Source organism: Actinoplanes sp. G11-F43 (genome assembly GCF_050589265.1).
Lineage (GTDB): Bacteria > Actinomycetota > Actinomycetes > Mycobacteriales > Micromonosporaceae > Actinoplanes.
Window position 1 is genome coordinate 1 of sequence record NZ_JBNZCE010000003.1, and the last position, 10,984, is coordinate 10,984.

Annotated in this window: 8 protein-coding genes; 6 read left to right on the forward strand and 2 right to left on the reverse strand. The window is 69.1% G+C overall.

Annotated features, from left to right (window positions below; genetic code table 11):
• Window positions 1-123: 123 nt before the first annotated feature.
• A complete protein-coding gene (locus ACQ0O7_RS01915; RefSeq protein ID WP_430779970.1) occupies window positions 124-2,388 on the forward strand; it encodes an ATP-binding protein in 2,265 nt (754 codons plus the stop codon).
• On the opposite strand, the gene ACQ0O7_RS01920 is transcribed toward ACQ0O7_RS01915, so the two are convergent.
• Window positions 2,376-2,996 carry a TetR/AcrR family transcriptional regulator gene (locus ACQ0O7_RS01920; protein WP_430779971.1) on the reverse strand — a complete coding sequence of 207 codons (621 nt, stop codon included), beginning with the start codon at window positions 2,994-2,996 and terminating at the stop codon, window positions 2,376-2,378. The genes ACQ0O7_RS01915 and ACQ0O7_RS01920 overlap by 13 nt on opposite strands.
• Before the next feature lie 96 nt (window positions 2,997-3,092).
• On the opposite strand from ACQ0O7_RS01920, the gene ACQ0O7_RS01925 reads away from it, so the two are divergent.
• Both ACQ0O7_RS01925 and ACQ0O7_RS01930 read left to right on the forward strand, forming a co-directional pair.
• Entirely contained in the window at window positions 3,093-3,902 is an 810-nt protein-coding gene (locus ACQ0O7_RS01925; RefSeq protein ID WP_430779972.1) for an SDR family NAD(P)-dependent oxidoreductase, read from the forward strand.
• Window position 3,903: 1 nt separating this feature from the next.
• Window positions 3,904-4,335 carry a nitroreductase/quinone reductase family protein gene (locus tag ACQ0O7_RS01930; protein WP_430779973.1) on the forward strand — a complete coding sequence of 144 codons (432 nt, stop codon included), beginning with the start codon at window positions 3,904-3,906 and terminating at the stop codon, window positions 4,333-4,335.
• A 1,808-nt stretch (window positions 4,336-6,143) separates the two neighbouring features.
• On the opposite strand, the gene ACQ0O7_RS01935 is transcribed toward ACQ0O7_RS01930, so the two are convergent.
• Complete coding sequence (locus tag ACQ0O7_RS01935) at window positions 6,144-7,130, reverse strand: LacI family DNA-binding transcriptional regulator (protein ID WP_430779974.1); 987 nt, start codon at window positions 7,128-7,130, stop codon at window positions 6,144-6,146.
• A 160-nt stretch (window positions 7,131-7,290) separates the two neighbouring features.
• Between ACQ0O7_RS01935 and ACQ0O7_RS01940 the strand changes: the two genes are divergently transcribed.
• The 3 genes from ACQ0O7_RS01940 to ACQ0O7_RS01950 are packed head-to-tail and all read left to right on the forward strand — an operon-like array spanning window position 7,291 to window position 10,954.
• On the forward strand, window positions 7,291-9,264 hold the full coding sequence (locus ACQ0O7_RS01940; RefSeq protein ID WP_430779975.1) for a beta-galactosidase: 1,974 nt from the start codon (window positions 7,291-7,293) through the stop codon (window positions 9,262-9,264).
• On the forward strand, window positions 9,261-10,124 hold the full coding sequence (locus tag ACQ0O7_RS01945) for a carbohydrate ABC transporter permease (RefSeq protein WP_430779976.1): 864 nt from the start codon (window positions 9,261-9,263) through the stop codon (window positions 10,122-10,124). Before ACQ0O7_RS01940 ends, ACQ0O7_RS01945 begins: the two co-directional genes overlap by 4 nt.
• Entirely contained in the window at window positions 10,121-10,954 is an 834-nt protein-coding gene (locus tag ACQ0O7_RS01950; protein ID WP_430779977.1) for a carbohydrate ABC transporter permease, read from the forward strand. The genes ACQ0O7_RS01945 and ACQ0O7_RS01950 overlap by 4 nt, the downstream gene beginning before the upstream one ends.
• The last annotated feature ends 30 nt before the right edge of the window (window positions 10,955-10,984 follow it).

Sequence of the window (10,984 nt, forward strand, 5' to 3'; positions counted from 1 at the left end):
GACCTTTCCCCCGCCTCCGACCTTTCCCCCGCCTCCGACCTTTCCCCCGCCTCCGACCTTTCCCCCGCCTCCGACCTTTCCCCCGCCTCCCACCTTTCCCCCGCCTCCCACCTTTCTCCGGCTTTGTCCGTTCTCGCCGCGCGGCCGTTCGTCGGGCGCGACGGTGAGCTGCGGCGGCTCGGTGAGCTGGCCGCGACGGTGGCACGGGAGCGCCGGCCCCGGCTCGTGCTGCTCTCCGGTGATCCCGGCTCCGGCAAGACCGCCCTCGCCGAAGCACTGGCCACCCGGCTGGCCGTGGACGGCTGGACCGCCGCGTGGGGAGTGGGCCCGGAGCACGACGGCGCCCCGGACGCCTGGCCGTGGAACCAGATCGCCACCGGTCTGGGCCGGGAGCTCGGCGCCACCGGGCCCGGGTTCGGGCTCTACCGGGCGGTGCTGTCGATGGTGGGCGAGGTGTCCGGGCGTACCCCGGTGGTGTTGATCCTCGACGATCTCCAGAACATGGACGCGGGCGCCTTGGACGTGCTGTCCGCCCTGTTCAGCGGTCCGGAAACGATCAGTGGGCCGGTGCTGATCGTGGGCACCCACCGGGCGTCCGAGAGCACCGTCGGCCTGACCGCGGCGCTGGCCCGGCTGGCCCGTGCCGAACCCGTCCGGATCCCACTCGGAGGCCTGTCCGAGACGTCGACCGGGCGGTTGGCCGCGCTGGTCACCGGGGCCGAGCCGGACGTCGAGACGGTACGGGTGCTGCACCGGCGCAGTGGCGGCAACCCGTTCTTCGCCCGCGAACTCGCCCGGGTGCTGGCCGCCGAGGGGCGGGCCGGGCTGGACACCGTGCCGACCGGCGTACGCGATGTGCTCCGGCACCGTCTGGACCGCCTGCCCGCGGCCGCCCGGACGGTGTTGCGGCAGGCCGCCGTCCTCGGCCGGGAGATCCGCCCGGACGAGCTGATCGGGCTCGCCGGTTCTTCGGGGTCTGCCGAGGCCGTCGTGCTGGACGCCCTCGACGACGGTCTGCGGGCCGGGTTCCTGATCGAGGACGGTGACCGGCTGCGGTTCGGGCACATCCTGGTCCGGGACGCCCTGTACGCCGAGATCTCCGGCCCGCGCCGATCCCGCTGGCACGCCCTGGCCGGGGCCGTGATCGAGACTCATCGGCCCACCGCCGTGACCGAACTGGCCCATCACTTCGATCGTGCCCGGCTCCTCGGCCCGGCCACCCGGTACGCCCGCGCCGCCGCCGAGCGGGCCGAGTCCCGGTCCCACCCGCACGAGGCGGCCCGGTTCTGGCGACAGGCCCTGACCTCCGCGGACCCGGCCGCCCCGGACCGGTCGACGGTGATCATGGGGCTGGCCCGGGCGCTCGCGCTGATCGGCCGTCTGGACGAGGCCCGTGCCCTGCGCGCCGAGGTGGTCGGCGATCCGGCGCTGACCGCGGCCCAGCTCGCCGGCTTCGGGGTGCCGGCGATCTGGCCCGGCAACGACGACGAGGACCTCTCCGCCCGGATCGTGACCGCCGCCGAACGGGCCCTGACCGGCCTGTCCCCGGACCAGCCGGTGATCCGCAGCCGCCTGCTCAGCACCCTGGCCCTGGAACTGCGCGGCACCACCGGCCGGCGGGGTGACACCGTGGCCCGCGAGGCGGAGGCGCTGGCCCGGGCGTCCGGCGACCCGTCGGCGCTGGCGTTCGCGCTGAACGCCCGGTTCATGCACACCTTCGCGCGTTGCGGGCTGGCCGCCGAGCGGGCCGTGATCGGCGCCGAACTCGTCGACCTCGCGGCCCGGCACGAGCTGGCCACCTTCGAGGTGCTCGGGCACCTGATCCTGCTGCAGGCCCGGTGCGCGCTCGGTGACCTGCCCGGCGCCGACGCCGCGGCCGAGGCCGTCGATCGGCTGGCCGACCGCTACGACCTGCCGGTCGCCGAAGCCTTCACCGCCTGGTACGCGGCGGTGCGCCTGGTCCTGACCGGCCGGGGCGAGGAGGCTGGGGAGGCGTACCGGAAAGCGGATCTTCTGCTCCGGGGCCGTGGCATCGTGGCGATGGAGCGTGGGCTCCTGCCGCTGGCCGAGCTGACCCTCGGTCAGGCCGCTGATCAGGTCGACTGGGGTCCGCACGAGCCGTGGGCCCGGCCGCTGATCCGGCTCGCCCAGGGACGTCCCGGTGAGGCCGCCGCGGCGCTCCGGGCGGTTCCGGAGTCACCGCACGACCTGCTGCGTGAGGTGCGTGCCTGCCTGGTCGCCAAGGCGGCGATCGCGGTCGGTGACCGGGAGACGATGGCCCGGGTGTACGAGGAACTGCGCCCCGCCGCGGGCGAGATCGCGGCCGGCAGTGGCCTCGTCACGCTCGGGCCGGTGGCGGACTGGCTGCGGGCCCTTCAGACCGCGTAGCGGGCGACCATCGTGGCCACCGCCTCCTCCACCGCGTGGTCGATCGCCTCCGGCGCCGGGGCCCAGTCGATGAGCAGCAGGTTCGGCCAGAAGACGAAGTTGGAGATCATGCCGAGGAACTGGGTGGCGGCCAGCTCGGTGTCCGGCACCCGGGCGGAACCCGCGGCGTCGGCGGCGGCCAGGTAGCGGCGGACCGACTCGAAGTACGGCAGCTTGCCCCGGCTGAACTGGGCCTCACCCAGCTCCGGGAACCGGGGCAGCTCGGCGATCACGATCCGGAACAGGGCGGTCATCCCGGGGCGGGTCAACAGCGCCACGTAGCGCTCGCCCATGGTGGTCAGGCCGGCGCGCACGTCGTCCGGCGCGGGCTGCGGCTCGTCCTCGTCACCCAGATGCCACGACTCGGTGACGATCGCGTCGAACAGGGCCGCCTTCGTCGGGAACTGCTTGAACAGGGTGGCCTTCGAGACGCCGGCGCTCTCCGCGATCCGGGCCAGGGAGATGCCGTCGTAGCCGGACGCCAGGAAGAGGGTGGTCGCCGCCCGCAGGATGGCGGTGCGTTTCTCCTCGGCGACGCGGCGGTGGTACGCGGACGGCTGGGTGCTCATCGACTCATTATGAGTCACTTGACTCACCTCTCGCACCCGGCCTAGTCTTCCATGGCGAGGTGAGCCGGTCAGCTCACCATAGGGCAGGAGTGTGACATGCGATTCAGCGGACAGACCGTCCTGATCACCGGTGCCACCGGCGGCATGGGCGAGAGCCATGTGCGGGGTTACCACGCCGAGGGCGCCCAGGTCGTCATCGGCAGCACGCCGGGCCGCCTGGAGACGGCTCACCGGCTCGCCGACGAGCTGGGGGAGCGCGCGCTGGCCGTCCGGCTCGACGTGACGAGCGAGCGGGACTGGGCGGCCGCCGTCAGCGTGACCGCCGAGCGGTTCGGCGGCCCGGCGATCCTGGTCAACAACGCCGGTGTGCAGAACCCGGCGGCCACCGTCGAGGACACCGATCCACGGGTGTGGGAGCGGACCTTCGCCGTCAACGTGACCGGCCAGTTCCTCGGCATCCGGGCGGTCACGCCAGCGATGCGCCGCTCCGGCGGCGGCGTGATCGTCAACGTGGGTTCCACCATGGGATATGGCGCGACGGCCTGCTACGCGCCCTATGTCGCCGGCAAGTGGGCGATCCGCGGCCTCACCGGCAGTGCCGCCCTGGAGCTGGGCCGCGACAACATCCGCGTCAACGCCCTGCATCCTGGCGTGGTCGAGACCAAGCTGATCACCGAGCCCGCGGAGCCCGGCGGGCGGCCGATCTCGGACTTCTACGACCCGACACCGTTCGCGGTGCCGCGGATGGCCCGACCGGCCGAGATCACCGCGGCCCTGCTCTATCTGACCTCCCCGGAGGCGGCCTTCCTCACCGGGACCGAGCTGGTCGTCGACGGCGGGCTGCTCCTGGGGCCGGCGCTCCCACCACTCCAGGCCCCGCGGGCCGGTCTCGCGGGGGTGGCCTGAGATGGCCGCGGACCCGGTGGCGCCCGCGATCCGGCGCGCCCTAGAGCTGACACCGGCCTCACCCACCCGGGCCCGGATCATCGACATCACCACGATCGGCCGGCGGACCGGGCGGCACCGGCGGATCGAGATCTTCTTCTATCGGGTGCGCGGCCGGTTCTACCTGTGCAGCGGGCTGCTGCCGTCGCCGAGCTGGTTCGCGAACCTCAGCGCCGACCCGGATTTCACCGTGCATCTCAAAGACGGCGTCCGTGCGGACCTGGCGGCCCGCGCGCGCCCGGTCGTCGATCAGGCCGAGCGCCGTGCGGTGCTCACCGAGATCGTCGCCGACCTCAACCAGCCCAGCAATCCGGGCACCATCGTCCAGCCGGCCCGCCTGGAGGACTGGCTGCGGAGCCGCCTGGTCGAGTTCACCCTGACGATCGATCAGTGACCTCTGGTCAGTAACGCTTGTCGTGGTCGGCTTGACCAGGCAGATCGCTCTGAACGTGCGACCGCTCCCAGCAAGCCGGCACCCGCAGCGACGGCGAACACCGTGTGCCACCGGTGACGCCGGCTCCCGCGGAGGCTTTCATCGCGGTCATGTCCCCTTCGCGTCTCATGCGGGCTCATGCCGACACGGGTCGATCCCTCCGCGAGAACGACCGATGAACCCTCACAGATCTTGGTCGCTTCTCCACCGGCACTTCTCCGCCGGCACTTCTCCGCCGACGCTTCTCCACCGGCACTTCTCCACCGGCGGGAGTCTTGTTCTTTCATCGCCGATCCGTTCTCGGGCGATTCTCCGCGTAAGGGCGACCGCATTCTGTCGGACTTTGGCGTATTTACCCACCCGGGCGAGCCATTTCCTCGACTCTCCCGGATCGCTAGCGGCCCATCCCTCACGCGGACGACCCATTCAGCTGATATCTTGGAAGATTTGCCACCTTTTTGAGCCTTCTCCCCGGCGGCTGGGCCGCTCGTCGTCGATTCCCGCGCGAGTCCACCTTGTGCTTCTAATAACATCGGCCTTGTGCTTCTAACATCGGCGATCTTGGGGGATTTGCCACCGTTTCCGAGTCTTCCTCTGGGCTACCGGCCCGTCCGCTGTCAATTTCTCGCGCGAGTGTCCGCCCTTCCGGTCCCGTCTTGGTTGATCTTGGCGGATTTTCCACCGGATAGAGCCTTCTTCTCGGCTGCTGGCCTGCTCGCGGTCAATTCATCGTGCGAGTGTCCGCCTTCCAGCTCCGGCCCGGCCGATCTTGGTGGATTTACCCCCGGAAAGAGTCTTGTTCTCGGCTATCTGATCACTTGCGGTCAATCCCTCGCGTGGGCAAACCGTCCCGCCGGGATCTTGGCGGATTTACCACCTTATTCGGTGGAAAATCATCCAAGATCGGCCAGAGTGGGGCCGGAAAGCGGACACTCGCGCGGGGAATTGACTGCGGACGAGCCACTAGCCCAGAGGAAGGCTCGAAACGGTGGTGAATCCACCAAGATTTCTGCTGAGCGGGTCGCCTGTGCGAGGGATTGACCGCAAGTGATTAGGCAGCCGAGAAGCGGACTCCTTCCGGGGGTAAATCCCCCAAGATCGCAACTGGGCGCATCGCCTCTGCGGGGGGGGCAAGTGATCAGGCGGCTGAGAGCGGGAATCTTTTGAGCCTTCTTCTCGGCCGCTGCTCGATTTGCCCTAAGTGTCCCGCGAGGCTGCCCTCCCCTCGCGGATTGTGATGGATCTTGGAGGACCTGCCACCGTTTTGGTTCTTGTTCTTGGTCGCCTGATCGCTTCCGGTCAAACTTTGCGTGGGTGATCCGCCCATTTTTAGGAGATTTACCCCCTCGACTTTCGCCATTTTGCAGAAGATGTACGTAGCAGGGTTCCCAGCGTCAGCCCAGGTCAAGCCTTGCGGTGGTGTCTGTATCGAGGATCTTGAGGCTCATGCGAGATTCTCTTCGAAAGTCGCCCTGCCCTGTATGGTCGCCGCCTGCAAAACGGCGAAAGTCGAGACCACCGGAAAGAAGAGTCTTCTTGGTGGAGGGCCGGGTATTGCGCAGGTCCTCGGCCGGGTGGCACGGCTCCGTCCCGGTGCGGGCACACCGGGGCCGGTTTGTGCGCGGGCACGGACGCCTTGGGCCCGGTGGGGCGTCACGGTCCTCCGGTCGTGTTCCCGCGTCGGTGTGCTCGGTCTGACCAGCGCAAACGAGCCGCGAACGTGTGCGCCGGCCGGGCCGGTGTCCGTGGCTGGCGGCTGGCGGCTGGCGTCAGGCGGAGTCGCGGAGGACCAAGGGGGTGGGGAGGAGTTGGCCGGTGGTTTCCGGGTGTTCGCCGTTCAGCTGGCGTAGCACCACCTGGGCGGCGCACGAGCCCAACTCCTTGGCCGGCTGGTGAACCGTGGTGAGCTGGGGCTGGCAGCGGACCGCCCATGTGCTGTCGTCGAAGCCGACCAGGCCCACGTCGCCGGGGACGCTGCGGCCGGCCTCGCGCAACGCCTCCAGCGCTCCGGCCGCGATCGCGTCCGAGGCGGCGAAGACGCCGTCCAGGGACGGGTCGCGTGCGAGCAGGTCGCGCATGCCCTTGACGCCGGAGCCGTAGTCGTAGTGCGGGACGTCGGCGACCAGGGTTTCGTCGAAGAGGGAGCCGAGGGCGGTGCGGAAGCCGGTCAGCCGGTCGATGCCGGAGTCGCGGTCCAGGGCGGCGGCGATCATGCCGATCCGGCGGCGGCCGGTGCTCACCAGGTGCGCGGTGATGGCCTGGGCCGAGCCGACGTTGTCTATCCCGACGAAGGGGATGTTCTGGTCGAGGTCGGGCGGGTGGCCGACGAACGCCGCGGGCAGCGAGAGATCGCTGATGACCTTGATGATCGGGTCTTTTGTTCTGGCCGAGACGACGATGGCGCCGTCGACGAAGCCGCCGCTCAGGTAGCGGGCGACACGCTCGGTGTCGCGGGCCGACTCGACGACCAGGCTGACCATCTGATGGTCGGCCAGGGACAGGGCGGCGTTGGCGCCCAGCATGATCGAGCCGATGTTGGGGTCGTCGAGAAAGAGCGAGTGTGGCTCGTGCGCGACGAACGCGACCGCCTGTGACCTGCGCATCTTGAGGGCGCGGGCGGCATTGTTGGGCACATAGCCCAGATCGGTCATCGCCGCTTCGATGGCGGCGCGGGCCTCGGCCGAGACGTAGCCGCCGTTGATGACCCGGCTGACGGTGCCCCGGGACATGCCGGCCGCGGCCGCGATGTCGTGCACCGTGGCTCTTTTTTGGGGCTGTGGCCGGGACATGAGCTAACAGTAACCCTCCCGCTATTGACCTCGTCGCAGGCCAGTCCTACTGTGTGCACGTTCACACACCCGTAACCGCCGTTTAGGCTCACAGAAATGTGTGCACGTGCACACATCCAGGAGTTCTATGAAAACCGTCCGTATGCCGCTTCCCGGCGTCAGTCTGGGATGCGACTACAACCCGGAGCAGTGGTCGCCTGACGTCTGGCGTGAGGACGCCGCGCTCATGCGACAGGCCGGGGTGGGCCTGGTGGCCGTCAACATCTTCGGCTGGTCCAACCTGGAGCCGAGCCCCGGCGAGTACCGGTTCGACGACCTGGACGAGGTCATCGAGTTGATGCACGCGAACGGCATCAAGATCAACCTGGGTACCGGCACCTCGTCGCCGCCGCCCTGGCTGACCACCCAGCACCCGGAGGTGCTGCCGGTCGCGGCCGACGGCACGGTCCGGTTCCCGGGTGGGCGGCAGGCCTGGTGCCCCAGCTCGCCGGTCTTCCGCAAGCGTGCGCTGGATCTGGTCGAGCGGGTCGCCCGCCGCTACGGCGAGCACCCGGCGATCGCCCTCTGGCACGTCTCCAACGAGCTGGGCTGCCACAACGCCCTGTGCTACTGCGAGACCAGCGCCGAGGGGTTCCGCACCTGGCTGCGCGGCCGGTACGGCAAGATCGAGACGCTGAACGAGGCGTGGGGCACGTCGTTCTGGAGCCAGCGGTACGGCGCCTGGGCGGAGATCCAGCCGCCACGGCTCGCGCTGTCGCTGCGCAACCCGGCCCAGCTGGTCGACTTCCAGCGGTTCAGCTCGGAGAACCTGCTGGACTACTACCGGGCCGAGACGGCGATCCTGCGCGCGCACTCGACGGTGCCGGTCACCACCAACTTCATGGTCACCGCGCACATCCGCAACCTGGACTACTGGTCCTGGGCGCCGGAGATGGACGTGGTGGCCAACGACCACTACCTGGACCACCGTCTGGGTGAGCCGGTCCCCGAGCTGTCGTTCGCCGCCGACCTGACCCGCGGGCTGGCCGGTGGCCGCCCGTGGATGCTGATGGAGCAGGCGGCCGGCGCGGTCAACTGGCAGCCGCACAACCTGACCAAGGCGCCGGGCGAGATGATCCGTAACTCGCTGACCCACGTGGCCCGCGGCGCCGACTCGATCTGCTTCTTCCAGTGGCGGGCCTCGGCCCAGGGCGCCGAGAAGTTCCACTCGGCGATGCTGCCGCACGCCGGCACCGACACGGTGGCCTGGCGTGAGGTGCTGAAGCTGTCCGAGACGCTGGGCCGGATCGGCGAGGTGGCCGGCTCCGAGGTGGAGTCGGACGTCGCCCTGCTGTTCAGCTGGGAGTCGTGGTGGTCGGCCGAGGGGGAGGCCCGTCCGTCGCAGGCGGTCACCTACCTGGACCAGGTGCACGCGAGTCACCGGGCGCTGCGCGCGAACGGCGTGACCGTGGACGTGATCGCGCCGGGCACCGATCTCACCAAGTACAAGCTGGTCGTGGTGCCGGGTCTCTACATGATCTCGGACGCCGACGCCCAGGCGATCACCGACTACGTGGCGGCCGGCGGGAAACTGCTGGTCACCTTCTTCAGCGGGATCGTCGACGAGCGGGACCGGATCCGGCTGGGCGGTTACCCGGGCGCGTTCCGGGACGTGCTGGGGGTGGTGGCCGAGGAGTTCGGGCCGTTGCTGCCCGGCGCCGAGGTCGATCTCAGCGACGGCACCACCGGCACGCTGTGGACCGAGCGGCTGCGCACCACCACCGCCACCGCGCTCGCCACCTACGAGAACGGCCCGATGACCGGGCTTCCGGCGATCACCCGGAACGCGTACGGCAAGGGAACCGCTTGGTACGTCGCGACAAAAACAGACATGTCTGATTTGCTCAAAGAGGCCGCCGGGGCCACCGGCGAGAAGAACGACCAACTCGAGGTGGTACGCCGGAAGAACGGCGACCGTGGCTACCTCTTCGTCATCAACCACAGTCCCGACCCCGTCGAACTGCCCGCGGCCGGGCACGACCTGGTCACCGATCAGCCGGTGACCGGAGTGCTGCGCGTCGAGGGCGGCGGTGTCGCAGTCGTCCGGGAGGAGGCATCGTGAAGGGGAAGAAGGGCGCTCTACTCTTCTTCATCGCGCCGTTCGGCCTGCTGTTCGCGGCCTTCTATCTGGCCCCGATCGGGTACGCGATCAAGCAGTCGCTGTACAAGGTCGAGCGCCAGGGCACCTTCGGCAAGGCCCAGGAGGTGTTCGGCGGGCTGGACCAGTACGTGCGGGTCTTCTCCGACGGCCCGTTCTGGGACTCGATCGGCCGGGTGCTGCTGTTCGGCGTCGTCCAGGTGCCGGTCATGCTCGGCATCGCGCTGTTCCTGGCGCTGCTGCTGGACTCCGGCCTGGTGAAGGGGCGGCGGTTCTTCCGGCTCGCGTTCTTCGTGCCGTACGCCGTCCCGGGTGTGGTCGCCGCCATCATGTGGGGCTTCCTGTACTCGCCGAACCTGTCCCCGTTCACCGCGGTGACCAGCGCCGTCGACATGCTCTCCGCCGACTTCGTGCTGTGGGCCATGGCGAACGTGGTGACCTGGGTCTACGTCGGCTACAACATGCTGATCATCTACTCCTCGCTGCTGGCCATCCCGCAGGAGGTGTACGAGGCGGCCCGGATGGACGGCGCCGGAGCGATCCGGACCGCGCTCTCCATCAAGATCCCGCTGGTCATGCCGGCGATCATCCTGACCACCGTCTTCTCGATCATCGGCACCCTGCAGCTGCTCGCCGAGCCGGCCGTGTTCCGTACCTTCAGTTCCGCGGTGACCAGCACGTACACGCCGAACCTGACGGTCTACTCGACGTCGGCGATCCCGAACTTCAACCTGGCGGCGGCGTTCTCGGTGGTGCTGGCCCTGGCCACCTGCCTGCTGTCGTTCGGCTTCCTCAAGCTCACCCAGCGGGGAGGCGACAAGTGAAGAACGTCAACCGCATCGGCCCCATGCTGGTCATGGGCGCCGCCACCCTCTACTTCCTGGTGCCGATCTGGTGGCTGGTGGTGGCCGCGTCCAAGAGCCGCAGCCAGTTCAACAACACCGACCCGCTCTGGTTCGCCGACTTCGCGCTGGGCGACAACCTGAGCGAGCTGTTCGCGTACCGGGACGGGGTCTTCCTGCGCTGGATGCTGAACAGCGTCCTGTACACCGGCGGCGCCGCGCTGATCGGCACGGTGCTGGCCGCGATGTGTGGATACGCCCTGGCCAAGTACCGTTTCCCGGGCCGGGACGCGATCTTCAACATCGTTCTGTCCGGGGTACTTGTGCCGGCCACGGCACTGGCCCTACCGTTGTTCCTGATCTTCAGCCAGTTCAACGCGACGAACACCTTCTGGTCGGTCTTCCTGCCCAGCCTGGTGAACCCGTTCGGCGTCTACCTGGCCCGGATCTACGCCACCGCGAGCGTCCCGGACGAGCTTCTCGAAGCCTCCCGCCTGGACGGCTCCGGCGAGGTCCGCACGTTCTTCACGATCTCCGCCAAGCTGATGTTCCCGGCCCTGGTGACGATCTTCCTGTTCCACTTCGTGGCCGTCTGGAACAACTTCCTGCTGCCGCTGATCATGCTCGGCAACGAGCGGCTGTTCCCGGTCACCCTCGGCCTCTACTCCTGGAACACCCAGGTGAACCAGATCCCCGAGCTGCGGATGTTCGTGCTCACCGGCGCTCTCGTCTCGATCGTCCCGCTGGTGATCGCCTTCCTGCTTCTGCAGCGCTTCTGGCGCAACGGCCTCGGCTCCGGCGCCATCAAGTAATTCCCTTCCGAAAAATGTGAGGATCATCGT